General features: G+C 68.6%; 22 protein-coding genes and 1 tRNA gene. 11 read left to right on the forward strand and 12 right to left on the reverse strand.

The features are described 5' to 3' along the window. Window positions 1-10 precede the first annotated feature (10 nt). The gene (locus tag PUT80_RS17900; protein WP_275292905.1) at window positions 11-574 is read left to right on the forward strand and encodes a TetR/AcrR family transcriptional regulator; all 564 of its coding nucleotides are present in this window, start codon (window positions 11-13) and stop codon (window positions 572-574) included. A gap of 4 nt (window positions 575-578) precedes the next feature. Here PUT80_RS17900 and PUT80_RS17905 read toward each other — a convergent pair whose 3' ends face one another. After that, window positions 579-1,505 carry a TauD/TfdA family dioxygenase gene (locus tag PUT80_RS17905; protein ID WP_275292906.1) on the reverse strand — a complete coding sequence of 309 codons (927 nt, stop codon included), beginning with the start codon at window positions 1,503-1,505 and terminating at the stop codon, window positions 579-581. A gap of 326 nt (window positions 1,506-1,831) precedes the next feature. On the opposite strand from PUT80_RS17905, the gene PUT80_RS17910 reads away from it, so the two are divergent. Beyond that, window positions 1,832-2,125 carry a hypothetical protein gene (locus PUT80_RS17910; protein ID WP_037808560.1) on the forward strand — a complete coding sequence of 98 codons (294 nt, stop codon included), beginning with the start codon at window positions 1,832-1,834 and terminating at the stop codon, window positions 2,123-2,125. Then, window positions 2,125-2,694: a hypothetical protein gene (locus PUT80_RS17915; protein ID WP_037808561.1), complete on the forward strand. Its 570-nt coding sequence runs from the start codon at window positions 2,125-2,127 to the stop codon at window positions 2,692-2,694. Before PUT80_RS17910 ends, PUT80_RS17915 begins: the two co-directional genes overlap by 1 nt. Window positions 2,695-2,848: 154 nt before the next feature. Here PUT80_RS17915 and PUT80_RS17920 read toward each other — a convergent pair whose 3' ends face one another. The 4 genes from PUT80_RS17920 to PUT80_RS17935 all read right to left on the reverse strand — a co-directional run bounded on the left by PUT80_RS17920 (window position 2,849) and on the right by PUT80_RS17935 (window position 4,768). After that, complete coding sequence (locus tag PUT80_RS17920; RefSeq protein WP_275292907.1) at window positions 2,849-3,484, reverse strand: SAM-dependent methyltransferase; 636 nt, start codon at window positions 3,482-3,484, stop codon at window positions 2,849-2,851. A 207-nt stretch (window positions 3,485-3,691) separates the two neighbouring features. Further along, window positions 3,692-3,778, reverse strand: a tRNA-Ser gene (locus PUT80_RS17925). Window positions 3,779-3,821: 43 nt separating this feature from the next. Continuing rightward, a complete protein-coding gene (locus tag PUT80_RS17930; RefSeq protein ID WP_037808568.1) occupies window positions 3,822-4,262 on the reverse strand; it encodes a nucleoside deaminase in 441 nt (146 codons plus the stop codon). A 23-nt stretch (window positions 4,263-4,285) separates the two neighbouring features. Then, the gene (locus PUT80_RS17935; protein WP_037354362.1) at window positions 4,286-4,768 is read right to left on the reverse strand and encodes a tRNA adenosine deaminase-associated protein; all 483 of its coding nucleotides are present in this window, start codon (window positions 4,766-4,768) and stop codon (window positions 4,286-4,288) included. 76 nt (window positions 4,769-4,844) lie between these two features. Here PUT80_RS17935 and PUT80_RS17940 point away from each other — a divergent pair, with 76 nt between their 5' ends. Both PUT80_RS17940 and PUT80_RS17945 read left to right on the forward strand, forming a co-directional pair. Continuing rightward, window positions 4,845-6,074, forward strand: a complete 1,230-nt coding sequence (locus tag PUT80_RS17940; RefSeq protein WP_275292908.1) for a M20 family metallopeptidase — start codon at window positions 4,845-4,847, stop codon at window positions 6,072-6,074. A gap of 372 nt (window positions 6,075-6,446) precedes the next feature. Next, window positions 6,447-7,349 (forward strand): dihydrodipicolinate synthase family protein, encoded by a 903-nt coding sequence (locus PUT80_RS17945; RefSeq protein ID WP_275292909.1) that lies wholly within the window; start codon window positions 6,447-6,449, stop codon window positions 7,347-7,349. A 4-nt stretch (window positions 7,350-7,353) separates the two neighbouring features. Here PUT80_RS17945 and PUT80_RS17950 read toward each other — a convergent pair whose 3' ends face one another. Next, on the reverse strand, window positions 7,354-8,319 hold the full coding sequence (locus PUT80_RS17950; protein WP_275292910.1) for an RNA polymerase subunit sigma-70: 966 nt from the start codon (window positions 8,317-8,319) through the stop codon (window positions 7,354-7,356). Between the two features lie 210 nt (window positions 8,320-8,529). Between PUT80_RS17950 and lysA the strand changes: the two genes are divergently transcribed. After that, window positions 8,530-9,864, forward strand: coding sequence for a diaminopimelate decarboxylase (lysA, locus tag PUT80_RS17955; protein WP_275292911.1), 1,335 nt, complete (start codon window positions 8,530-8,532; stop codon window positions 9,862-9,864). Here the strand turns inward: lysA and PUT80_RS17960 are convergent. Then, window positions 9,861-11,387: an APC family permease gene (locus PUT80_RS17960; RefSeq protein ID WP_275292912.1), complete on the reverse strand. Its 1,527-nt coding sequence runs from the start codon at window positions 11,385-11,387 to the stop codon at window positions 9,861-9,863. The two genes, lysA and PUT80_RS17960, sit on opposite strands and share 4 nt — an antisense overlap. A 180-nt stretch (window positions 11,388-11,567) precedes the next feature. Between PUT80_RS17960 and PUT80_RS17965 the strand changes: the two genes are divergently transcribed. Next, a complete protein-coding gene (locus PUT80_RS17965) occupies window positions 11,568-12,065 on the forward strand; it encodes an Lrp/AsnC family transcriptional regulator (RefSeq protein ID WP_009084674.1) in 498 nt (165 codons plus the stop codon). Between the two features lie 1,294 nt (window positions 12,066-13,359). On the opposite strand, the gene PUT80_RS17970 is transcribed toward PUT80_RS17965, so the two are convergent. Continuing rightward, complete coding sequence (locus PUT80_RS17970) at window positions 13,360-15,189, reverse strand: LamG-like jellyroll fold domain-containing protein (RefSeq protein ID WP_275292913.1); 1,830 nt, start codon at window positions 15,187-15,189, stop codon at window positions 13,360-13,362. Window positions 15,190-15,313: 124 nt separating this feature from the next. After that, a complete protein-coding gene (locus PUT80_RS17975; RefSeq protein ID WP_275292953.1) occupies window positions 15,314-15,853 on the reverse strand; it encodes a DUF6328 family protein in 540 nt (179 codons plus the stop codon). An 810-nt stretch (window positions 15,854-16,663) separates the two neighbouring features. On the opposite strand from PUT80_RS17975, the gene PUT80_RS17980 reads away from it, so the two are divergent. Continuing rightward, on the forward strand, window positions 16,664-17,251 hold the full coding sequence (locus PUT80_RS17980) for a superoxide dismutase (RefSeq protein WP_275292914.1): 588 nt from the start codon (window positions 16,664-16,666) through the stop codon (window positions 17,249-17,251). Window positions 17,252-17,265: 14 nt separating this feature from the next. Here the strand turns inward: PUT80_RS17980 and PUT80_RS17985 are convergent, their stop codons facing one another. Further along, entirely contained in the window at window positions 17,266-17,667 is a 402-nt protein-coding gene (locus tag PUT80_RS17985; RefSeq protein ID WP_037808590.1) for a TIGR03667 family PPOX class F420-dependent oxidoreductase, read from the reverse strand. Between the two features lie 181 nt (window positions 17,668-17,848). Then, the gene (locus PUT80_RS17990) at window positions 17,849-20,341 is read right to left on the reverse strand and encodes a DUF2339 domain-containing protein (protein WP_275292915.1); all 2,493 of its coding nucleotides are present in this window, start codon (window positions 20,339-20,341) and stop codon (window positions 17,849-17,851) included. 95 nt (window positions 20,342-20,436) lie between these two features. Here PUT80_RS17990 and dusB point away from each other — a divergent pair, with 95 nt between their 5' ends. Beyond that, complete coding sequence (dusB, locus tag PUT80_RS17995; RefSeq protein ID WP_275292916.1) at window positions 20,437-21,609, forward strand: tRNA dihydrouridine synthase DusB; 1,173 nt, start codon at window positions 20,437-20,439, stop codon at window positions 21,607-21,609. 220 nt (window positions 21,610-21,829) lie between these two features. Here dusB and PUT80_RS18000 read toward each other — a convergent pair whose 3' ends face one another. Continuing rightward, window positions 21,830-22,249, reverse strand: a complete 420-nt coding sequence (locus PUT80_RS18000) for an Hsp20/alpha crystallin family protein (protein ID WP_275292917.1) — start codon at window positions 22,247-22,249, stop codon at window positions 21,830-21,832. Between the two features lie 165 nt (window positions 22,250-22,414). Between PUT80_RS18000 and PUT80_RS18005 the strand changes: the two genes are divergently transcribed. Beyond that, entirely contained in the window at window positions 22,415-23,248 is an 834-nt protein-coding gene (locus PUT80_RS18005; RefSeq protein ID WP_134662108.1) for an alpha/beta hydrolase, read from the forward strand. A 148-nt stretch (window positions 23,249-23,396) separates the two neighbouring features. After that, window positions 23,397-23,960 carry an isopentenyl-diphosphate Delta-isomerase gene (gene idi / locus PUT80_RS18010; RefSeq protein WP_275292918.1) on the forward strand — a complete coding sequence of 188 codons (564 nt, stop codon included), beginning with the start codon at window positions 23,397-23,399 and terminating at the stop codon, window positions 23,958-23,960. Window positions 23,961-24,009: the final 49 nt, after the last annotated feature.

The raw sequence follows: 24,009 nt of genomic DNA on the forward strand, positions 1-24,009 counted from the left end.
GGATCGAGCCATGGACCGGACCGCCACCCGCCCGCGCAAGGCGGACGCCATCTTCTCCGCGACCCTCGCGCTGCTGGCCGAACGCGGGTACGACGCACTGACGATCGAAGCGGTCGCCGCGCGGGCCGGGGTGCACAAAACGACGATCTACCGCACGTGGGCGACCAAGGACGAGGTCCTCGCGGACGCACTCGTGCAGGCCCCGGAACTCGCCTTCGCGATTCCCGACACCGGTTCCCTGCGCGGCGATCTCCTCGAACTGGCAAAGCAGATCCACCGCCTGCTGTCCGATCCGGCGAACCGGCGCGTCATCACGGCCGTCGTCTCCGCGCTGCCGGACCGGCCCGCCACCGCCGAGGCCGCCGGACGGTTCTTCGCCGACCGCCTCGGCCGCGAGCAGGCCGTCTTCGACCGGGCTCACGACCGAGGCGAACTCGCCGACGCAGCGGATTCGGAGATGATCATGGATCTGCTGGGCGGAAACCTCTGGTTCCACACTCTGATCCGGGCGAAATCCGCCAACGCCGCCTACCTCGAGCGACTTGTCGACACCGTGCTCACCGGGGTGTCGTGAGCGGTCAGTACGGCCGGTCCCCGACGATCGCGACGCGCTCGGCGATCCGGACGTGCGGGTGGTAGTCGTTGACCGCGTAGTGCTGGGTCGCGCGGTTGTCCCAGAACGCCACCGAATCCGGCTCCCAGCGGAACCGCACCTGGAACTCCGGCGTGTGCGCCTGGAGGAACAGATACCGCAGCAGCCGGTCGCTTTCGGCGCGGTCGAGGCCGGTGATGTGCGTGGTGAACGCCTGGTTCACGAACAACGTCCGCCGTCCGGTCTCCGGATGGGTCCGCACCACCGGGTGCTCGACCGGCGGGTACGCGTCCTGCCACTGGGCCAGCAGGTCCGGGTCGGTGAACCGGTCGAAACCGGGGACGAAATCGTGCACCGCGGTGAGGCCGTCGATCCGCTCGCGGACGTCGGCGGGCAGGTTGTCGTAGGCGGCGGCCATGTCGGCCCACATCGTGTCGCCGCCGATCGGCGGGACCTCGACCAGCCGCAACACCGAACCGAGCGCCGGATTCGGCCGCCAGGTGACGTCGGTGTGCCAGATGTTTTCGTACCCGGGCATCCCGGCGGTGCGAGTGAACCGCACGACCTGGTCGGAATCTCCGCGCGCGATGAACGGGTTGGTCTCCAGTTCGCCCCAGTTCGCGGCGAACGCGCGCTGCTGCTGCGACGTGATGCGCTGGTCGCGGAAGAACAGCACCTTCCACTCCAGCAACGCGCGGTTCAGCTCGGCACGCAACCGCGGCGACACGGGTGCGCCGAGGTCCACTCCGGAGATTTCCGCGCCGATCACCCGTCCGAGCGGACGCAGGGTGAAAAGCTCGTAGGGACGTTCTTCGACTCCGTCCGGAAGGCGGCGCAGCACGCGCGGCCCTTCGAGGATCCCGTCGTCCGGGGTGACGGACGAGCGCAGGCGGGCAGGCAGGTCTACAGACATGGGGGTACTCCCGGAAGAATAGGTGAATTTCGGCTACAGCAGCGGAAAATCGCCTACGCGGGAGGAGAGCCGAGACGACCGCGACGCCTCAGGAGAGCGGCCACGCCCTCGCCGTCCGACCGCGCCGGGGCACGGCCGGCTTGCGGCACTACCCGGTTCTCTGGCATGACTCCAATTCTGGCCGGGTTCGGTTGCGTGGGTCAAGGATCTCCACGATGTGGAATCGTCGCACGCCCGGCCGAGTGACCCGGGCGGCCTCGATGGGGTTAGATCTCTGGAGAGGGTGACGGGCCGCGGTTCGCGCTCTCCCGGAAGCGGAGGTCCCGATGGCAGGTTCGACGAGCGAGCGGCTCAACGCCGCCGCGGACGCGCTCGATCGAGCGGCTGCCGACGCGGACCGTGCCGCGGGCCGGTTCGCCGAAGCCCGTCTCGAATCGACGCCGTGGGGCATTTCCGCGCCCGCGCGGGAAATCGCCGCCCGGTGGGAGGCCGCGCTCGCCGCGCGGGACGTCGACGCGCGCATGCTCGGCGACGCGACGTCCGACCTCGCCGGCCAGCTGCGGATGGCCGCCCGCGGCCACCACCACCGCCCGACGATCGCGACGGCGCTGCTGAGTTGATGCCGTTCCTCCACCCGGCGCTGGAAAACGCGGCCGCCGGACTGGCTTCCTTGAGTGCCGCGGCCGCCGCGATCGGCGCACCGGACCCGGTCGCCGCGCTGCGCCAGATCGACTGTTCCCCGCAGACGATCCGCGAATCCGCGCGCACGCTGTCGGGCGGACGCGACGTGCTGGTGATGGCCCGGCTGGAGTTCGAACGCGGGGCGCACAGCGCGGAACGCAAATGGGGCGGCGAACCGGCCGCGCAGTTCCGGGGCAGTGCGGACGAACTGGACGCGCACTACCGGCAGGCCGCCGAGGCTGCCGCACGGACAGCGTCAGTCGGCCTGGATCTGGCGGATTTGCTTGACCGGCTGGCAGATCAGACGGCGGCGCGAGTCATGCTGATCGCCGAAGGAGTGACCCCAGCGGCCGTCGCGCTGCTGGCGGGCGACCGATCCGCGGAGCCGGCGGTGCGGGAGGCATGCGGGACCATCGCGGAAGCGGTCGCGCGCGGCGTCGCAACCATAGGAGAGGCAACGACTTTCCTCGACGCTTTCGGCACACCGGTGTTGCAGGAAGAGAATTAACGGGTCGCGGTCACGAATCCGCCGCGCGTACGGTGCAGCGGCTCGCGTCCATATTGGACGGAAAGTTCCGCGACCGTAACGGTTTCCGGCCGCCAGCCGTGCTCGGCGAGCCACTTCGGAGCGTCCCCCGCGAGACCGCCGCGCCAAAGCGCCGTCACCTCGCTGCCGAATTGACGCGCCCGCTCCAGCAGCCCGTCCTGATCACCGTCCGGCCGGTGTTCGAACGAAACCCGGCTGCCCGGCGCGGACAACTCGGTGACCGCCGTGAGCATCCGCTCCGCCTCGTCCCGGCTGAGGTAGACGAGCAGCCCTTCAGCGAGCCAGACGGTCGGCTGATCCGGGTCGAATCCGTTGTTTTCAAGGCAGCGACCCAGTCGTCGCGCAGATCCACCGGAACCGTCGTGCGCTGGCACCGAGGCCGCGCGCCTTTTTCGGACAGCACGGTTTCCTTGAACGCGAGCACGTCGGGCAGATCGACCTCGAACACGCGCGCCCCGTCGGGCCAGTCGAGCCGGAACGCGCGAGCGTCGAGACCGGCCGCGAGAAGCACCGTCTGGGTCCCGCCGGAAACGAAGTCGTCGAAGAACCGGGTGCGGATCGCGACCTGGTGCGCGAAGACCATCCCCAGCTCGTGGTGACGTTCCCGGCCCTCGAAGATCGCGCGGCCGGCGTGGAAGAACGCGCCCGCGTAGGGATCGTCGAACAGCCGATCCGGCCGCCCGCTCTCCAACGCCCGAAGCCCAGCAACCCCAACCGCGGTCTTGCCGACCGGCGGAAGCTCCTCGCTCATGCGTCCACGCTACTGCGGCATCGCCGCTTTGACGGCCGCGACCAGCTCCCGCACCTTCTTCCGGTCGGAGGAGCTGTACGAACCCCGGCCGGAGTGCCCATAAGGAAAGGCGACCACCACGGCGGGGGTCCGGGGGTTGGACCCCCAGAAACGAAGCGAGCGGGCTATGTCGACGCTTCCTGTCGACATAGCCCGCTCACTTGAGAGCGGTGGCGGTGGGATTTGAACCCACGGACGGGATTAACCGTCACACGATTTCGAGTCGTGCTCCTTCGGCCGCTCGGACACGCCACCGCCGAGAACAATACCGGACCCTCTTCGCGGCTTGCGGCGGGGTCTACTCGGCCCCCAGCCGGCGGTCCGCGAAGTACGCCTCGAGCAGGGCAGCGCAGTCGCTTTCGAGCACTCCGCCGTGGACTTCCGGCCGGTGGTTGAGGCGGCGGTCGCGCACGACGTCCCACAGCGACGACACCGCGCCCGTCTTGGGTTCCCAAGCCCCGAACACCAACCGCTCGACGCGGGCGAGCACGAGCGCGCCGGCGCACATCGTGCAGGGCTCCAGCGTGACCGCGAGCGTGCAGCCCTCCAGCCGCCAGCCGTCGCCGAACTCGCGGGCCGCCGCGCGCAGCGCGAGGATCTCCGCGTGCGCGGTGGGGTCAGCCAGCTCGACCCGCGCGTTGCGAGCCGCGGCCAGGGGGCGCCCGTCGGGGTCGAAGACGACCGCGCCGATGGGCACGTCGGCACCGGGGGCGCGAGCCGCGTCCAGCGCGGCCCGCACGGCTTCGGTGTCGTCCGGCCGTCTCAGAGCTGGTCCAGCAGTTTCGAGAACTCGGCCTCGAACCCGCACCGCTGGGCGATCATCTGGAGCTGTTCGTCCGGGTAGAGGTCGACCTCCCCGACGATCACTTCCAGTTCGCCGCCGGGCAGGCCGAGGTCGGCCAGGATCTCGAGGTCGCCCTCGGGCCAGACGGCGTCGTCGTCCTCGTCGGGCGGGTCGACGCGCAGGACGTCGAGGACGTCCGCCGCGATGTCGTAGTCGAGCGCCGCGGCGGCGTCCGACAGCAGCAGCGACGGACCCCTCGGGCTCGGCCGGACGATCACGAAGAACTCGTCGTCGACGGCCAGCAGGCCGAACGCCGCTCCGGTCGACCGGAGCTTGCCCAGCTCGGTGATCGCCGCATCCAGCTCTGTGAGCGCCGAGGAATCGAGCGCACTGCACCGCCACCGACCGTCTTCACGGACCACAGCTATCGCGAAGCCCGTGACCGGCTCTTGCACCGCCATGCGCACACCGTATTCCGCCTCGCTGGCGAACGCACGCACGGTGCGCCCGAAGCGTGCGAGGTGCCACTATCGAGCCATGACCGGACCCACCGACCTCCCCACCCTGCCCGGCAACCGGCACGCCGGGCTGCTCGACGCCGCGCGGCAGCTCCAGGACCGGACTGTCGAGCTTCGCCGCGCTGTGCACCGGCATCCCGAACAGGGCTTGCAGCTGCCGCGCACCCAGGCGGCAATCCGCGCCGCGCTGGCCGACCTGCCGATCGAACTCACCGACGGCCGCTCCACGACGTCGCTCACCGGCGTCCTGCGCGGCGCCCGTCCCGGCCCGGCCGTGCTGCTGCGGGCGGACATGGACGCGCTGCCGCTCACCGAGGACACCGGCTTGGAGTTCTCGTCCGAGATCGACGGTTCGATGCACGCCTGCGGACACGACACGCACGTCGCGATGCTCGCCTCCGCGGCGCGGCTGCTGTCCGAGCGGGTCGACGACCTGGCGGGCTCGATCGTGTTCATGTTCCAGCCCGGCGAGGAGGGCATGCACGGCGCGCGGCACATGATCCACGAGGGAGTGCTGGACGCGGCGGGCACGCGCGTCACGCGCGCCTTCGGCCTGCACACGATCGCCAACAGCCCGAGCGGCGTCCTGCAGGTGCGCGGCGGTCCGATGATGGCGTCGGCCGACACGTTCAGCGTCGAGGTCACCGGCCGCGGCGGCCACGGCTCGGCCCCGCACGACGCGATCGACCCCGTCCCCGCCGCGGCGGCGATGGTCAGCGCGCTCCAGACGATGGTCACGCGCCGGATCAGCGTCTTCGACCCGGCGGTGGTCTCGGTGACCCGCATCCAGGCCGGGACGACGACGAACATCATCCCGGAGACGGCGGTGCTCGAGGGGACCATTCGCACCCTGTCGGAGTCGACGCGGTCCTTCATCCGCGAGGAACTGCCGAAGGTGTGCGAGGCGGTCGGAGCGGCACACGGCTGCCGCGTATCGGCCGGCGTGGACCCGGGCTACCCGACGACGGTCAACGACCCGGCAGTGGCGGCCGAGGTGTTGTCGCTGGGTGCGGACGTGCTGGGCGAGGACAACGTCGAGGAGCTGACCACGCCGATCATGGGCGCGGAAGACTTCTCGTATGTCCTGCAACGGATTCCGGGCGCGTTCGCGTTCATCGGCGCCCGCGAGCCGGGAGCGGACCCGGCGACCACCGAGGACAACCACTCGAACCGGGTGAAGTTCCACGAACCGGCGATGGCCGCCGGGGTGGCCATGTACACGGCGTTCGCATTGGACGCCCTGCGCTGAGGGTTTCGGCACGCCCCTTTCGCTGGGGGCGTGCCGACTCAGGCTGCTTGCGCGAGGAAGACGAACTCGCGTTCTGTCGGGGCTTGCCGGAACGTGTACGTGATGCGAAATGAGGCGAGCGGCAGCCGCACGTCGGTGACCTCGACTCGTTGCTCCGCCGACCTGACCCCGGCACCTCGCGGGTGCGCAGCGGCACGTCCCAGGTCCCACGCGCGGTAATCCGGTCGTCGGCCAGCGGTACCTAGCTTTGCCAGGCCAGACCGCCCTTCAGCGCCGATCTAGGACGCATATCCCAAAGATCAGGACGATCGTCCTGGCTACTCGTGTTACCCTCCGACTGTCGAGACATCATATATCAGATCGGATCTGCTCGTGGCGTTCGAGAAACAGCGACAGCGGCTCGCCGGCGTGGTGGCGATCCCGGTGACTCCCTTTACCGCGGCCGGGGACGTGGACGCCGAGACGTACGAGCGGCTAGTCGAACGGCTCGTGCTGAGCGGCATCGAGGTCGTCACCCCGAACGGCAACACCGGCGAGTTCTACGCGCTCGAAGAGCAAGAAACGCGACAGTGTCTCGAAGTCACCACGAAGGCCGCGCGCGAGGCGAGCGTCCTCGCAGGCGTCGGCCATGACGTGCGTACAGCCGTGAAGGCCGCGAAGCACGCGCGCGCATCCGGAGCGGACATGGTGATGATCCATCAGCCCGTGCACCCGTACGTATCGCGCGCGGGCTGGATCGACTACCACCGCGCTATCGCGAACGAAGTGCCCGAACTCGGGGTTGTCCTGTACGTGCGCAACCCCGCCATCGAGGGTGCGGACCTGGCACAGCTCGCCGACGTCGCGCCGAACGTAATCGGCGTGAAGTACGCGGTGCCGGATCCGGTGCGCTTCCGCACTGTCGCGCGCGACGCGGGGTACGAGCGCTTCGTGTGGATCGCCGGTCTCGCCGAACTGTCCGCCCCTGGGTACTTCGCAGTCGGCGCGACGGGCTTCACCTCCGGCTTGGTGAACGTCGCGCCGCAGATCTCGTTCGACCTGTTCCGCCGTCTCCGCAACCACGACTTCGACGGCGCGATGGAAATCTGGGACCGCATCCGCCCGTTCGAGGAGATGCGCGCCGCGCACGGGAACGCCAACAACGTCAGCGTGGTCAAGGACGCCCTCTCGCAGCTCAGCCTGTGCCGCCCCGACGTACGGCCGCCGAGCAGGCTGCTGACCGCGGGCGAACGGGACCAGCTGTTCGGAATCCTGTCCGCGTGGGGGCTTTCGTAACGTCTCAGGCGAGCGCAGGCGGGAGGTCGAAAACCGGGAAGACTTCCGAGCCGAAGGTGGTCACCTCCGCGACACGGCCGCCGTCGAGCCGCAGCGTCACCAGGCCGAAGGCCCGGAACTCGCCGACTGTGCGCGCGTACGTGGCGAGCGCGGGCAGACCGTTCGCGCGGGTCTCGACAACACGGAACTCGGCAGCGTCGCCACCACGCAACGCCGGTGCCCAGCCCGCGAGCACGGTGTCCCGCCCCGCGTACCAAGTCGGTTCCGACCCCATGTGCCCGCCAGCGCCGGGAGCGTGACTGCAACGCACGTCTTCGCGCAACAGTTCAGCGAAGGCCACTTCGTCGTGCTCTACGAGCGCTTTGACGTACTTCGCGACAACAGCGCGTTCCTCATCGCTCCCGGACGCAGACGCCCACTCCGTACGTCGCGTAGGCAGGTGCTCCTGCAACTCGGCCCGCGCGCGCAGCACATTGCTGTTCACCGACGCAGGCGTCGTACCGAGCGCTGAAGCCGTCTCACGCGCGGACCAGCCGAGTACGTCGCGAAGCACCAACGCAGCCCGCTGTCGCGGCGAAAGATGCTGAATGGCGGCGAGGAACGCCAACTCCACCGTCTCAAGCGCGACGACGACAGTGTCCGGCTGAAGCGCACTGTCGGGCGCAGGCTGCAGCCAGGGAACTGCGACGTCGGGACGCGGCGCGAGGTCGGAGTCGTGCGCAACTGGCAGATCGAGCATCGGCAGCTCGCGCGGGTGCGCTTCGAGATGGTCGAGACACGCGTTGGTCGCGATCCGGTACAGCCACGCCCGCAGGCTCGCACGGCCCGCGTACGTCGAACGGCCGCGCCACGCGCGCAGCATAGTCTCCTGGACCAGGTCTTCCGCCTCGTCGAACGAGCCCAGCATCCGGTAGCAGTGCACCCGCAGCTCGTGCCGGTACAGCTCGGTCTCGCTCGCGAAGTCCGTCATCTGTTCAACCATGTCCGATAAGACGGCGGATCCCCCGAAAACTCAGCAAAGCCCAGCTCAACCGGGGTGTGGCGGAAGTTACTCGCGCGTTAAGAACGCGTCAGCACGGCCGCCCGGACCGTCAGGGGCCCGTTTCCGGGACGTTCCGGTCGGGGGTCGGCGCAGTGTGCTGGCGATGTTCGCCGCGATCGACATCGACCGGAGGTAACCGTGACGCTCAGCGAGCTGCTCCCGAGTCTCGGCTGCGAGGCCGCCGACCATCTGGAATCGGGACTCTGGCCGCAAGGCACGAAGCTCGGCGAAGGCGGTGAACTGCTCTTCGCCGGCGCGCCCGTCAGCCACCTGGCCGCGCGCTTCGGTACGCCCGCCTACCTCCTCGACGAGGAACAGGTGCGCGAAACAGCCCGCGCGTACCGCCGTGCGCTGCCGGAGGCCGACGTCGCCTTCGCGAGCAAGGCGCTCTGTACGCGAGCAGTGTTGCGTTGGGTCGCCGAAGAAGGACTGTCGCTCGACACCTGCTCCGCTGGAGAGATCGCCGTCGCGCGCGCTGTCGGTTTTCCCGCGGAGCGCATTCTGTTGCACGGCAACGCGAAGACCCCGGAGGACCTGAAAGCCGCGCTGCAGTACGGCGTCGGTCGCATCGTCCTCGATTCTCTCGACGAAGTCGAACAGCTCGGCGCGCTCGCGCATGGCGCACAACGCGTCCTTATCCGCGTCACGCCCGGCGTCAGCGGCGACACGCACGCCGCGATCACGACCGGCACCGAAGGACAGAAGTTCGGCTTCTCGCTACGCCCCGACGTACGCGACAACGTCGACCGCGCTGTCGCAGCAGTGCTTTCACAGCCAAGCCTGCAACTAACCGGACTGCACTGCCACATCGGCTCGCAAGTGTCCCGTGTGGACCGTTACGAGGAAGCCGCGCGACGGATGGTCGAAGTGCTCGTCCGTATCCGCGACATGTACGGAATCACGTTGCGCGACTTGGATCTCGGCGGCGGCCACGCGGTGCCGTACGCCGACCGCGAAGCGTCCTTCGACCTCGACGGGTACGCACGCCGTCTCCGCGTCGCACTGAGCTACGAATGCTCGTCACACGACTTCCCCTTGCCGCGCCTGACAATCGAGCCCGGCCGCGCGATCGTCGGGCCGGCCGGAATCACCGTCTACCGCGTGTGCGCTGTGAAGCGCGGCGCGCGCACCTTCGTCGCTGTCGACGGCGGCATGAGCGACAACCCCCGCCCCGCGCTGTACGGCGCGCGCTACACCGCGCGTCTCGTCGGCCGTCGCACGAAGGCCGCGCGTACGCCGATGACGGTGGTCGGACGACACTGCGAGTCCGGCGACGTACTGGCGGCCGTCTGTCTGCCCGACGACATCCACGTCGGCGATCTGTTGGCCGTGCCGTGCACCGGCGCGTACCACCACTCGCTGGCGTCGAACTACAACGTCGTCGGCCGCCCACCGCTCGTCGGCGTCCGCGACGGGCACGCCACGCTCCTCGTACGCCGCGAAACCGAAGAAGACCTGCTTCGCCGCTGCTAGCTTTCGATGGTCTGACCGCCGCGGGCAACGGCGCCGCGCGTCAGACGTCGCCCGGCGAAGAAGTCACGGCAGGCACGTTGCACGGCGAACATCAACGGGAAGCCCACGAGTATCGCCACGACACCGATCACCGCGACGCCGCCGATGCCGAACACAGTGGTCTCACCGGCGTCAGGCTTCGCGTACGCGATCGCCGCGAGCACCAGTACCGCCAGGAAGAACACGCCGCCTACGAAGGGCAGTAAGCCGCGAAGCAGGAAATTGCGCACGCTCGACCACAGTGTCCGGCGAAACACCCACACGCACGCGAGCGCCGTCACCGTGAACTCGATCGCGATCGTGAGCCCGACCGCGTCGACCGAGTCCGCGAGCACATTCCGGCTCCACAACGCCAGCAGCACGTACAAGGCGAGCGACACCAGCCCGAACGCCCAAGTGGTTACCGACGGCGTCTGGTACTTCGGATGCACGCGGCCGAACACCTTGGGCAGCGCGCCGTGGCTGGCCATCGACAGCGTGGTGCGCGCGGCCGGCATGATCGTCGCTTGGCTCGTGGCCGCGCCGCTGGTCAGCACCGACACGATCAGCAGCACCCCCATGACCTTGCCGAATCCGGACGTCCCGAACACCGCGCCGCCCAGCCCAGCGAGCACGTCCTCGGCGTTCGCCTCGTTGGCCAGCCCGATCCCGTGCTCGCCGACGCCCGCGAAGGCCAGCGCAGCGACGGTCACCAGCAGGTAGTTGAGCACCAGCAGCACGGTCGACAGAATCGCCGCCCGGCCCGGCGCGTGCCGCGGATCAGCCGATTCCTCGTTCACCGAAAGCGAACTTTCCCAGCCCCAGTAGATGAAGACCGCGAGCAGCACCGCCGACACCGCCGTCCCGACGCTCACTCCGCTCGGCCACAGCCAGTCCCACCGCGGCGTGGTCGCTTGCGGGCCCGCAGTGCCGCTGTAGACGCGCGTGAGCGCTACGACGGAAAAGATCACCAGGACGGCGAGTTCGATGCCGAGGAGGATCCACTGCGCCCGCGCGGACACCTCGATGCCGCGGTAGCAGAGCCAGCAGAGCGCGAGCAGCCACGCAGCCCCGATCGCGGTCGTCACCGCGCGGTTGTTCGCGAGGTCGTCTAGACCAAACAGCAGCAGCGTGTACCGGCCGGTCAGCGCGGATTGACTGGACATCACCAGCAACTGCTCCACCAGGACGACCCAGCCGGTCATCCAGCCGACGCGACTGCCGAACGCGCGGGTGGCCCAGGTGAAGTTGGTGCCGCAATCGGGTTCGGCCGCATTCAGTTCCCGGAAGGCAAAAGCGACGAACAGCACCGGCACGAACGACAGGAGCACGAACGCGGCGGCTTTGAACCCCGTTCCGGCGAGCACGATGAACCCGAGCGTCGCGGCGATCGAGTAGGCCGGGGCGGTCGAAGACATCCCGATCACCGTCGAGGACACCATGCCCAGCGCGTTCGAACGGAGCCCCTTGGCCGGCACCACAGGCGCGGCGACGGCTTCGGTCATTGGAATATTCCTCCTCAAGATCGGCGGTTCGCGACCGTACCCGCTGTTTGCCGGAGCCAGAACGGGGCCCGCATGTCCGCCATCTGGAGAAGAAAACGGGAAAGGGTCTCCTGCTCTCCGGCTCCTGCCGATACGCTGCGCGTCTGACGAATCACATGCCGAAACACAGGGAGGGACGGCATGGGTGACGAAAACCGTACGAAAATCGAGGAACCGCGTGCTCCGAGAGCGCTAGACGGGACCGACCGGACGCTCATCACGCTGTTACAGGAAGACGGCAGGGCGTCCTTCACCGCACTGGCCAAGGCGGTAGGTCTTTCGGAGGGCGCGGTGCGGCAGCGAGTACAACGGCTGCTGCGAGAGGAAATGGTGCAGATAGTCGCCGTGACCTCACCAGAACACGTCGACCTGACCCGAAGGGCGATGGTCGGCATCACGGTGGACGGAGACGCCCGCGAAGTGGCCCAGCAACTGGCCAAGGTCGCCGACGTACACCAGGTGGCCCTCTGCTCAGGCCGCTTCGACCTGCTGGCAGAACTGCTCTGCCGCGACGACGACCACCTCCTGTCCGTACTCGGCGACGAGGTACGGCCCATCGCGGGCGTCGTCTCGACGGAGCTGTTCGTGTACCTGAAGCTCGCGAAACAGGACTATTCGTGGGGACGGCTCACCGCCTGATCCACGGTTTCGCGGCTGGGTGCTGGGCTGGGTTTCGCGGCTGGGTCCGCGGTCGGGTTTCGCGGCTGGGTGCTGGCTAGGTTCATGGGCTGGCGTGCTCAGGCTGAGTTCTCGGTGGGGTTCTCGGTCTGAGGTGCCGCTCACGCCTCCGGCGCGGCGGCGACTGGGCCAGACGCCGACTGGGCCCTTGAGCTGGGCTTTTGACCTTGACTCGCGGGTTGGCGTATCCGGATCGGGTTGCTCGGGCGATGCCCTTGGGCTCCTTGGAGCCCTTGGGCCAGCGCGGTCGCCCCCGTCGGACCGGTTCAGGCTGGCCCCTGGACTGGACCGGCTGCTCCTTGGACTGGGCCACCTCGGTTCCGCGGCACGCTCCCCGTTCGCGGCGCGTGTCCCGGCCTCGCTTGGCCGATTCCGAAACTGACCAAGGCGGAACATCCAGGCGTTGGACACCGGAGTCCCGGTGCCAGCATCAGCGCTGGCCCCAGTTTCGGAATCCCGGCACGAACGTCAGTCCCGGCAACGAGCTCCACCCGAACCATCCGCCCTGGCACCCGGCTACGGCCGAAACGCCAGTCCGGCACGGTTCCACTGCTGGCCCAGCAACGGCGCTGGCCAGCACGGGCTTCCCCGTTCCAGCAACGACGCTGCCCAACGGGCGAAGCGGGCCTGACCAGTTCCGGCAACGCAGCCGGTCCCGACAACGGTCCGGCTCGACCACCGGTTCCAGCACCCGTGCTGATCCCGGCAACGAACTCCAACCACGCCACCAGCACCTGGCAACGAGTTCCGAGCCACCGATCAGCATCCACGCCGAACCCGGCACAAGTCACCGGCATCCGGGCCAACCAGGCAACGGAACTCCGACCCAGCATCGCCGCTGGTCCAGGAGCCCCAGCCCAGGCAACGGTCCAGCGCTGCCGCTGCCCCGCACACCGACGTTCCCTGCCCCAGTCCCCGGCAAGGGAACGCTCGCCCGCGGCATGCCTCGTCCCGCTCACCGGCACAGCACCGCCCTCGGCGAAATTCCCGGATCCAGCACCCACCCTGAACGAATTCCGACCGTTCCGATACTACTTCAAAATGACTATTACCCCGTCCCCCGATTAGACCGACTGGCGGAAGCCGTCAGTTTCGCCAATACCCCCGAACGGCCGCACTGGCAGAATGTGCCCACCGCGCAATCGGAATAACGCGTCAGAGATTCCCGATCGTCACACCGCCGGCAAGCCGGTCGCGGATCCAGTCCCCGGCCAGCACCCTCCGCAATTGCCGAGCAGCCAATCGGCACCGCTTATCAGCCCAGCAGAAATTCCCGCGGCGCCAGCGCCCGGTCGACCACGCGGGCCTCGCCGATCTCGCCGTAGAAGCTGCGCTCCACCTTGCCCCGGTACGACGACGCGCCGACCAGCCAGCTGCCGCCCGGGTTCGCGAGGCCGATCGCCGGAGTCTTGGGGTTGCGCAGCAGCGGGCAGCCGTCGACGTAGAGTGTGCTGCGCCGTCCGTCGTTGACGACCGCGACGTGCCACCACTTCGCCAACGGCAGCTCGTGGCCCCAGTTGGTCGAAATCCCGTTCTGGTTCAACGGGAACACCGCCCACTGCAGTTCTGCACCGTCCGAGACGCTGAACGTCGCGGCCGATTCGTTGGGGTCGTCGCCGGACTTCCCGGCCGCGCCGCCGTTGCCGAGGCGCGCGAAGATGCCGCACCAGCCGTGGGTGCCGTCGCGGAAGTCTTCGGGCAGCCGGATGAACGCTTCGACGGTGTAGCCGCGTTGGAAGGTCAGGTTGTTCATCGGCGCACTGTCGACGGTCTGGAGGTACGCGCCGCGGCCAGGGTTGCGCGCGCCGTCGAAGCGAAGGCTCGCCCGCGACGGTTGGCGGGGCGAGAAATCCGCCGAGTAAGTCAACGCGTCAGGCCCGCTGCCCGGCACGGTCGCGCGGCGCAGATCGTTCCCGCGGCCGGTGAGGTCCTTGATCAGCGCGTTGTCCGGAACCGGAGCCCCCGCACGGCCGCCCTCGAACCGCCAGTACGCGACGGTACCCGGCACAAGCTGCGGTTTCACCGGACGGGCCGGCGGCACTGGAACGGGCGCGAAACCGGCGAACCGCTTGTCGAAGTCGATGTCGATGCTGAAGTAGTCGACGTCTGTGCTGCGCTCGGCCTCGATGCGCTCGAGTTCGGTGAGGTCGCGCCGATCGTCGAGCCACGGCGAGAAGGTGCGGACGTCGATCACCCCGCGGGCGACGTCGAACTGGTACAGCCGGATCATGCCGCTGCCGCCGTAGTAGCGGTCCTGGTAGTTCGTGAGGTGCAGGTGCACGTCGTGGCCGGCGGCGTTGCGCTTCACCATCCGGCTCGGCGGCCAGTAGTGACCGTTGAGGGTCAGGAAGATCTGGTCGCTTTCGTTGACGAACTCGTCCCAGACCTGCTTGCCGAAGTCCGACAGGAACGCCTTGCCCTGCTCGTCGGAGTTGACCAGCTCGTGGATCGTCAGGATCGCGGGCATCTTCGGGTGCTGCGCGAGAACCTGCTTAGCCCACGCGAACCCGCCCGATGACGGACGCCAGTCCATAGCAAGCACCAGCCATTCCCGGCCGGCGGCCCGGAACACGTGGTAGGTGTTGTAGCCGTCCTTTGAGGAGCCGCGGAACGTCGGCGAATTCCGCTGCCGCTGCGGCCCGAACGCGTCGAGGTAGGGCGTCCGCCCGCGCTGGTCGTCGGTGGAGCCGTCGATGTCGTGGTTGCCCGCGAGAGTGCTGTACGGAAACCGGAACCGGTCGAGCACCTGGAACGACCGGCTGATGCCAGCGAACTCCCGGGCCTGCCCGTTCTGCGTGAGATCGCCGAGGTGCGCGAGGAAGACAACGTTGTCGTCGTGCCCGTGGCGCAGCAGGTACGACAACGAGGCGTCCACCGGCGTCGAGTCGCCCCGGTCCTCGTCAAACAGGTACTGGGTGTCCGGCATGACCGCGATCGTGAACCGCGGGCTGTCACCGTCCGGCCGCCGAGCGACACTGGGATCAGCCGCGGCGATCCCGTTCAGGCCAGGAAGCGCGGACACCGCCGCACCAGCGCCGAGAATTCCGGCACCGCGCAGGAAGTTCCGCCGTGAAGAGTCAGTCACGAGCAGGAAGCTACGGGCCGGTCCCGACCGCTACGGCAACAATTGCCGACGGCTCGATGAACAGCTCCATGTCCCCGGCGTTTCTGTCCTGCGCAGGACAAACGGAAGGCTGCGCTGGTTCCGCTCAGTGACCGTCGCGTCGCCTTTGGTCGCCGACGAGCATGCCCGGCACCGCGAACCACAGCAGCCCGAACAGCAAGATCGCCATCCCGCCGACGAGCCCCATCGCAACCGGTCCGAAAGAGACCTTCGCGATCAGCGCGACAGTCACCGTGATCGCCGCGGCAAGACACCCGAACCCAACAAGCACGACCCGGTTGCCGACCCGCAGGATCTGCTCCCGCCGCCCAGTCCGGAACAGCATCCGGTGCCACGCCGCAGGCGCGATCAGCAACGCCGTCGCCGCGACAGTCAGCAACACCGCGAGCAGGTGCAGCGTCTTCTCGAACCCGCTGGCGTCGTGAAACCGACCCGTGAAGACCACCGACAACAGGAACCCGAACAGGATCTGCACGCCCGCCTGCGCGACCCGCAGCTCCTGCAGCAGCTCGCCGACGTTCCGCTGCAACATCTGGTTCCGCGTCTCGCCGGTGTGCTCGACGTCGTCGCCGACGTCCGCCGATCCCTCGACGTCCGCTGTCCCGGTGGCCTGCGCCGGACCGATCGCCTTCGCCAGTCCGCCGGGTTGCGCCGACTCGCTGGGTTGCGGCGATCCGGCGACCTGCGCCGATTCACCAGCCTGAGCGCGCCCGCTGGATTGCACCGGTCCGCCGCTGCCCGCCAGCCCGCCGCCGGTCGGTCCACCGCCGTCCGATCCACTGCCAGCCAGTCCACCGTCGCCTGATCCGCCGCCAGCCGACCCGCCGCTGCCAGCCTGCCCGCTGGCGTCCGCCGGTCGACCGCTCTCCGACGCCCCACTGGTCTCGGCCGGTCCGCTGGCACCCGCCGACTCGTGGTCGTCCGGGCGACGGCCGTCAAACCCCATGGCGCTGTTCGGGTCGTCAGGCATGTCAGGCTCCACCGGTGCTCGCCAAAGCACCGCCGGGCAAGTCCGACGCTGCCACGCTGCCAAGTACCCACCGCGTCAAGGCCCGAAAACTCACCACGCCAGCCGGACGACCTTCACGTCCACCGCAACGACCTCCCAACTCCACCGGCTCGCTAGCCGCTCTCGTACGCGGAGCGTGCCTCGAACCGCACCAGCGCGCCTCAGAGCCTCACCGCGACGAGCATCAGCACCAGGCTTGACCTCACCGCGGTGCATCCAGACAGCACTCCGCACCCGGCCTGGCCCACGCCTGACCTGCACTCGCCCGGTCCGGACAGAGTCTGAATCCGGCTGATCCCGACGCTGTCCCACCCGGCAACCCCACGCACCTCACGCCCGAGGAAAGCCGTCCCGAGATCCGGGCAACCTCCACACGTTCGAGTGGAGAACATGGCACGGCACGCGCCGACTGGTTAGAGAAGTTTCATGCGTTTCATCCCTAAACTCCTTTCCGCGGCCTTCGCCGCTGGTCTCTCCGTCACAAGCCTCTCGGCCACCTCCGCCGCAGCCACTCCAGCTACGGACTCTCCTCTGCACTTCACCGCTGCCCACGGCACATTCGCGGCGTACGTACCGGGCAGCCATGCCGTCACCTACCGTCCGGATCTCGTGCCCGTCGGCGCCAAGGCGCACGTCTCCGCCCTGTCCGCCGGTCGCGTCGGCACCACCACCGTGCTGGTGATCAGCGGCCTCCTGCCGCAGCACGAATACGGTGCACACGCGCACGTCAACTCTTGCGGCGCCACCGGTGACGCCGCGGGCGGACACTTCCAGTACGTGCCGGACCCGGTGAAGCCTTCGGTGGATCCGGCCTACGCCAACCCGCGCAACGAGATCTGGCTCGACTTCAGCACCAACCGCTCAGGCATCGGTCATGCAACCTCCGTTGTGGACTGGACATTCGACGGACGACGGGCGAAGTCCGTGGTGATCCACGAAACCCACACCCACACCAACCCCGGGCACGCCGGCACCGCGGGTGGACGGCTGGCCTGCCTCGACGTCGACTTCTGAAACAGGAGCTGCCCTCAGAACCCCCAGGACTTCTCCGGCACGATCCGGATCCGCACGGAGTAGTCGGCGTCGAAGGCAGCTGGATCGGCGAATCCGATGCCGGCGTAATGCCGCTGGTACTTCGCCAGGTAGCCAGGTGCTTCGGAGGCTTTGGCCTCGTCGACCTGCGCACGTCCGTTGACGACGATGATGCTCCCGCCGTGTTCGTCGCTGTTCAGGTGGAAACTCACCTCCGGATTGGCGGCGAGATGCCGGAGTTTGGCCGTGCCGGGCCGACTGAAGACCACGATGTCCTCGCCGTCGAGCACGAACCAGACCGGCCGCGGCGCGGGGCGTCCGCTGGGAGTCACCGTGGTGAGCCAGGCGACGGATTCACCTGCGCGTTCAATGAGTTTCGGGTCGTGGGTGTAGGTCATGGTCGGATACCTCCTCGGTAGGTTTCCCAGGTAACCACGAGCCACCGACAGTTCTGCCCCGCCGACCTTCGCGAGCCGTCTCAAGCCGCTTCCCGACACGGCTCAGTTTTGTTGCTGCACAAGGAAAAACCCCGATCCGAGGTCAATCTCGTTTCCCCGGATCGGGGGACTTCTCGCAAGTTCAGCGCGACGCGACAACCCGCGCGTACCGGGCGCCCGCCACAAGCAGGATCACACCGGCGCCGAGGAACGCGCCCACGCGAGCCAACCCGTCCAGCGTGGCAAGGTCGAATAACACGAGCTTCGCGACGGCAGCGGCCACCAGCACCAGCCCGGTAATCCGCAACGCGACCACCTTGATCCCGCGCAGGAGAAGGACGAACGCCACCACCGTCCAGGAAACCGTGACGAGCGTGTGGCCAACCAGGAATCCGCCACGACCAGGGGCTACGAGCATGGACGCGGTGAGCACCAGTCCGGCAGCGCCGTAGAGCGCGCACAATCCGGCAGGCAGCCAAGGCGCAAGACTGGCCGACTTCACCACGTTGAGCTGAATTGCCGCCCACGGCAAGGCAATCGCCGCAGCGAGCAGAAGGACAGCCGAGACCAGCGCGGTCAGGAGAAGATCTCGCGGATGCCAATTCGGGAGGATCAGCAGCGCCGGTGTCACGTCCGACCCGAGCGCGAACAGCCCGCCGATCACCGCGAAGACGAGAGAACCGCCTAGCGCGAAACGGTTTCGAGTGAACTTCGCCGCGAACGCGAGCACAACTGCCTCGCCAAGCAGGACAGCTCCGCCATCGAACTGCGTGACGGTCGCCTGCATCGCGGCGACAAGACCAGCGATCCCTGCGACAGTACCGGAATTCCCTCGAACGATGATCCAGGTCGCGATGAGCACGACCGCCGTTCCGCCCGCGAGAAGCACAGATTCCGGCCGGTGCAGCATCAGCGCGGCGACCAGGATCGGCAGCGGGGAAACAGCCAGGACGGACAGCGAGTAAGGCTCATTGTCGTTGCGCCGCAACGAGACCAGCGCTGCCGCCGCGCTGACCACGCCGGCGGCGATAACTGCCCACACCGGCAACGTGCGCAGTCCGGTACCGATCAACGCCGTTGTCAAGGGAGGAATGGCCGCAGTAAACGAAAGGGGCCACCATGACCGTCGAAGCTGGACAGGGACGGTCGCGATCTGGATCATGAGAAGGAACGTCACGAGTTCATCGGTGAAGCCCCGGGTGATCAGGGGCGCACACACTCCGCATCCTCCCACCACGGCAATCGCCAAGAGAGAGGAATCCCATTTGACCGCAAGCACAAGTCCGCCCACCGCGATCGCCAAGCCGACCGCGAGTCCGGCGGGAACCGGCAGGAAATCGTACAAGGAGGTGGCAGCGACAGTGTCGAGGTAGAGCGTCGCGATCCCAGTGGCGACAAGGGCGAATGCTCCCGTGCGCGCCGCCGGCTTGCGGTGCAGCCAAGCGCCCGCGCCGACCAGGATCCCACCGAACGCAGCGCCGACCGCCACTCGCGGCAACGGAGCGAGCCAGCCGCGCTGGATGGCCAAGATCAGCAGCAGAACGACCCCGAGCAACGTCACGGCACCGCCAACCCACGCCAGAAGGCGCGAACCCGCGCCTTCGCGGCCGAGTCGCTCACGAAGCGTCGGAGGCGGGATGTAGGGCGGCTGTCCGTATGGCAGCTGGCCATACGGCGGCTGTTGGGCGGTTGCCTGCGGGTGTCCTTGGGCGGACTGGTCGGCGGTGGGCTGTCCGTGGCCCGGGTGGGCGGCGGAGTGTCCGGCTCCGGCATCGCCAGCGGCGGGTTGCCCGGTCCCGGGGTGCGGCGTCGACGGGTGGGTCGCGCTGGACATCGGCTGGGCGGAATACGGGGCTGCGTAAGGGTTGTACGGGTAGTAGCCCGGGCGCGGGTAGTACGGCACCCCGTGCGCGGCCGAGTAGGCCGGGTACGCGTACGGGCCCTGCGCAGCTTGGTAGCCCGGGGCGGGCGAGTGGCCAGGGGCAGCGGGATAGCTGTGGCCAGGCGCAGGAGGTTGGCCAGGTCCGGCGGGGTGTCCCGACACGGCAGCATTGCCAGGTTCGGCAAACGGGCTCGACTCGGCAGGGCGACCTGACGCGGACGGCTCGCCCGGCGCGGCAGTCTGGTCCGACGCGGCGGCGGCCTGATGCGGTGTGGCGGCGGTCTGGTCCGGCGCAGTAGCGGTTTGGCGCGGCCCGGCGGGTTGGCCCGGCGCAGTGGCGACCTGATCCGGCGCAGTGGCGGTCTGGTCCGGTGCGGCGGAAGAGACTGCCTTGTCGGCATGGCCCGGCGCGGCCGCCTGGTCAGAGCCGACGGCTGCTGCGGCCGCCTGGTCGGAGCCGACGGCTGGCATGGCCGGGTAGCCGGAGCTGACAGGCTGAGTACTGCCAGGCGGGTAGTCCGCCGGTGACGCCTCCGCAGTCCGCGCTGCCGGCTCGGCGTCGCCGCCCGGTTGGCCCGTCGTCGGCTGGGAGTCCGCGGGCGCGTCCTGAGCGGGCGCCTCGTCGGGCTGGTCGGTGGCCGGCTCGGGCTGGGGGCGTACCGCGCGGAGTTCCGCGCCTACGTGGGTCAGGCGGCGGCCGAGGTCGTCCAGTTCGCCGGCCAGGCGGTGGAGCGTTGCAGCTTCCGTGGTCATACCGGACAGCCTGGGCGAAACGGCACGATGATCGGATCCGTAGCACTACTCAAAGGCTGGACACGAGATGGTCTCGCGGCCACCGACCTGCCCGGATGCGTGTGCCGTACGTCACGGGCGACAATGGAAGAGTGACTGCCACGTTGAGCGCGCCCACGTTGAAGATCGGCCCCTACCAGGTCGATCCTCCCGTCGTGCTCGCTCCGATGGCGGGGATCACCAACGTGGCGTTCCGGCAGCTCTGCCAGGAGTACGGCGCTGGCATCTACGTGTGCGAGATGATCACCGCCCGCGCGGTCGTCGAGCGGCACCCCGGCACGATGCACATGATGACCTTCGGCGAGAACGAAAAGCCGAGGTCCATGCAGCTGTACGGGGTCGACCCGAAGACGATGGCCGAGGCGGTCCGGATCATCGTCGGCGAGGGGCTCGCGGACCACGTGGATTCGAACTTCGGCTGTCCCGTCGCGAAGGTGACGCGGAAGGGCGGCGGCGCGGCGTTGCCGTTCAAGCGACGGCTGTTCGCGGACATCGTGCGCGAGTCGGCGAAGGCGGCGGCTGAGGGCGGTGTTCCGTTCACCGTGAAGTTCCGCGTCGGCATCGACGATGACCACCAGACCTTCCTCGACGCCGGGCGCATCGCCGAAGCCGAGGGTGCGGCTGCTGTCAGCTTGCACGCGCGCACGGCCGCGCAGCGCTACTCCGGTCAGGCCGACTGGTCGAAGATCGCGGCGCTGAAAGAGGCGGTCACCAGCATCCCGGTGCTGGGCAACGGCGACATCTTCAGCGCGGACGACGCACTCCGCATGGTCGCCGAGACCGGCTGCGACGGGGTGGTCGTCGGGCGCGGCTGCCTCGGCCGGCCGTGGCTGTTCGGCGAGCTGGAAGCCGCCTTCCAAGGTCGGGAGATTCCGGAGGGGCCGAACCTCGGAGAAGTCGCGCGCGTCCTGCGGCGGCACACGGAACTGCTGATCGAGCACGACGGCCCGGACAAGGCCATGCGCGACATCCGCAAGCACATGGCCTGGTACCTGATGGGCTTCCCGGTCGGCTCCGAACTCCGCCGCGGCTTCGCGATGGTGACGAGCTTGAACCAGCTCGACGACCTGATCGCGCAGCTGGACCACGACGCTCCGTTCCCGACCGCCGCGACCGGACCGCGCGGGCGGCAGGGCTCGCCGGGCAAGGTGACGCTCCCGCACGGCTGGCTCGACGACCCGGACGACGATTGCGTCCCCGAGGCCGAAGACATGCACTCCGGCGGCTGATCACGGCCGGGCCAGGGCGACGCCGAGCTTCATCGACATCTACCCGACGAGCGCTTGGAGCTCGATCACGGGTGTGCGCGCTCGGCGCGGAGTACTTCGTGCACGCAAACGGCAGCCAGCTGAGTCGAAAACTCACAGCTGACCTGCGCAGATAGCAACTGTCCCCAGGTTATCCACAACCCACTGTGGACAACCTGGGGACAACTTGGGTACAGCCGACTCAGGCGTTGATCTCCTGCGGCGCACCGCCGACAGTGATCTTGCGCGGCTGAGCCTTCTCGGCGACCGGAATGCGCAGCGTCAGCACGCCGTCGACGTAGTCCGCGGCGATCCGCGTGGTGTCGAGCGTGTCGCCGAGGAACAGCTGGCGCGAGAACTTGCCGCGCGGCCGCTCGGACACCTGGACCTGTGCGTCCTCGACCGCGACCGGCGTGCGCTCGGCGCGGACGGTGAGCACGTTGCGCTCGACGCTCACGTCGATGGAGTCGCGGGTGATCCCCGGGAGGTCGAACTGGATGACGTACTCGTCGCCGGCGCGGTAGGCGTCCATCGGGACGGAGCGCGGCGCGGTGCCCTGACCGCCGAAGAACTGCTGGGTCAGACGGTCGAACTGGGCGAACGGGTCGGTGCGGATCAGCATTGTCGAATCCCCTTTCGGACAACTGCGGCCAGCTGCTGGGGCGCTGACCAAGCCTTGCAAAGTTGCCAACGTGCGACTCAACTTATTTGTTCCCGTGTAGCTCACATCACAGAGCTGGCGCGAGACCGGCCAAAACTGTCGGTGCCGGTCCGTAGAGTGCGTCTCGTGATCGACCAGCTGACCATCCCGACCGACGCGGGATCCTTCGACGCCATCGCCGCCGGCCCTGAAGACGGCCGCCCGGTACTGCTGCTGCACGGCTTTCCCCAGGCCGCCGTGGAGTGGGAGCACCAGGTGGCGACACTCGGCGTGCTCGGCTACCGCGCGATCGCGCCGGATCAACGCGGGTATTCGCCGGACGTGCGGCCCGAGCGCCCGGAGGAATACGGCATCACGACGCTGGTGTCCGATGTCGTCGCCATGGCCGACACGCTCGGCTGGAGCAAGTTCGACCTGGTCGGCCACGACTGGGGCGGCGCGGTCGCTTGGTGGACGGCCGACGAGCACCCAGAGCGCCTGCGCAGCGTCACCGTGGTGTCCACGCCGCACCCGGGCGCGCTCGCCGAGGCGATGCGGACGGACGAGGATCAGCACCTGCGGTCGGCCTACATGACGGAATGGCGCCAGACGCCCGCGACCGAGCGCCGCATGCTGGCCGACAACGCCAAGGCGCTGCGCGACATCTTCGACCGGCGCATCCCGCCGAGCAAGATCGACGAGTACGTGCAGCGGCTGTCCGAGCCAGGCGCGCTCACCGCGGCGCTGAACTGGTATCGAGCAGGCCGTCCGGGCGGGAAGATCGGCAAGGTCTCGGTGCCGGCGATGTACGTGTGGTCCACAGAGGACGTCGCCTTCGGTTCCACCGCCGCGCTCGACACGGCGAATTGGTGCACCGGGCCGTACCGGTTCGAGATGCTGGAGGAGGTGTCGCACTGGGTAGCGGAGGAAGCGCCGGAGGCATTGACCTCGCTGATCGTCGAGCATCTCGGCAGCCGGTGACACCGGGTTTCGCCTGCGTCGCCGTTCGGTTGGGTGTCCGATGGGCGGGAGATTCGAGCGGTCCGTGAAGGCCTGACACTCGAATCGGGCGAAACGGCCACCCGGCTCGCGGTATCGGCCGGTTCGTGCGTGGTGTTCAGTATCCGGAGTGGACACCAGCACTGAAGCCGAAACCGAACGCGTCGTCTTCGTGACCGAGGACGGCGTGCCGACCGGGGAGACCGGGCCGAAGCTCGCCAGTCACCACGCGGAGACGCGGCTGCACCTCGCGTTCTCCTGCTACGTCCTGCGCCGTTCGGACAACGCCCTGCTGATCACCCAGCGAGCGCTGCACAAGAAGGTGTGGCCTGGCGTGTGGACCAACAGCGTGTGCGGTCACCCGGCACCCGCCGAAGCGCTGGAGAGCGCCGTACGCCGGCGGGCTTCGTACGAGCTCGGACTCTCCGAACTCGACGACCTCGAGTGCGTGCTGCCCACGTACCGCTACCGCACGCCGCCCTTCCAGGGGATCGTGGAGAACGAGTTCTGTCCGGTGTTCGCCGCCTGGACGGACGTCGATCCGCGGCCGAATCCGGAAGAAGTAGGCGGCTGGCGGTGGATTTCCTGGGCCGATTACACACAGTGGATCACGGATCCGACGACTGACGCGAGTTACTGGGCACGTGATCAATTCGCGCAGCTCAAGGACAAAAAGCCCTTCTCCGCGCTCTGAGCGAAGAACTGCGCTGCGTGACATCAGCGGAAGTCCGTCGTCCACTTGA

It is taken from the genome of Amycolatopsis sp. La24, assembly GCF_029087445.1.
Taxonomy (GTDB): Bacteria; Actinomycetota; Actinomycetes; order Mycobacteriales; family Pseudonocardiaceae; genus Amycolatopsis; species Amycolatopsis nivea.

Bases quoted from the DNA above. Each gene is read 5' to 3' on its own strand.
- PUT80_RS17910 (WP_037808560.1), top strand. From the start codon at position 1,832: ATGGCAGGTTCGACGAGCGAGCGGCTCAACGCCGCCGCGGACGCGCTC.
- PUT80_RS17935 (WP_037354362.1), bottom strand. From the start codon at position 4,768: ATGGCGGTGCAAGAGCCGGTCACGGGCTTCGCGATAGCTGTGGTCCGT.
- PUT80_RS17960 (WP_275292912.1), bottom strand. From the start codon at position 11,387: ATGACCGAAGCCGTCGCCGCGCCTGTGGTGCCGGCCAAGGGGCTCCGT.
- PUT80_RS17900 (WP_275292905.1), top strand. From the start codon at position 11: ATGGACCGGACCGCCACCCGCCCGCGCAAGGCGGACGCCATCTTCTCC.
- PUT80_RS17985 (WP_037808590.1), bottom strand. From the start codon at position 17,667: ATGACCTACACCCACGACCCGAAACTCATTGAACGCGCAGGTGAATCC.
- PUT80_RS17965 (WP_009084674.1), top strand. From the start codon at position 11,568: ATGGGTGACGAAAACCGTACGAAAATCGAGGAACCGCGTGCTCCGAGA.
- PUT80_RS18000 (WP_275292917.1), bottom strand. From the start codon at position 22,249: ATGCTGATCCGCACCGACCCGTTCGCCCAGTTCGACCGTCTGACCCAG.
- PUT80_RS17915 (WP_037808561.1), top strand. From the start codon at position 2,125: ATGCCGTTCCTCCACCCGGCGCTGGAAAACGCGGCCGCCGGACTGGCT.
- PUT80_RS17990 (WP_275292915.1), bottom strand. From the start codon at position 20,341: ATGACCACGGAAGCTGCAACGCTCCACCGCCTGGCCGGCGAACTGGAC.
- PUT80_RS17950 (WP_275292910.1), bottom strand. From the start codon at position 8,319: ATGACGGACTTCGCGAGCGAGACCGAGCTGTACCGGCACGAGCTGCGG.
- dusB (WP_275292916.1), top strand. From the start codon at position 20,437: ATGCGTGTGCCGTACGTCACGGGCGACAATGGAAGAGTGACTGCCACG.
- PUT80_RS17905 (WP_275292906.1), bottom strand. From the start codon at position 1,505: ATGTCTGTAGACCTGCCTGCCCGCCTGCGCTCGTCCGTCACCCCGGAC.
- PUT80_RS17940 (WP_275292908.1), top strand. From the start codon at position 4,845: ATGACCGGACCCACCGACCTCCCCACCCTGCCCGGCAACCGGCACGCC.
- PUT80_RS17920 (WP_275292907.1), bottom strand. From the start codon at position 3,484: ATGAGCGAGGAGCTTCCGCCGGTCGGCAAGACCGCGGTTGGGGTTGCT.
- PUT80_RS17980 (WP_275292914.1), top strand. From the start codon at position 16,664: ATGCGTTTCATCCCTAAACTCCTTTCCGCGGCCTTCGCCGCTGGTCTC.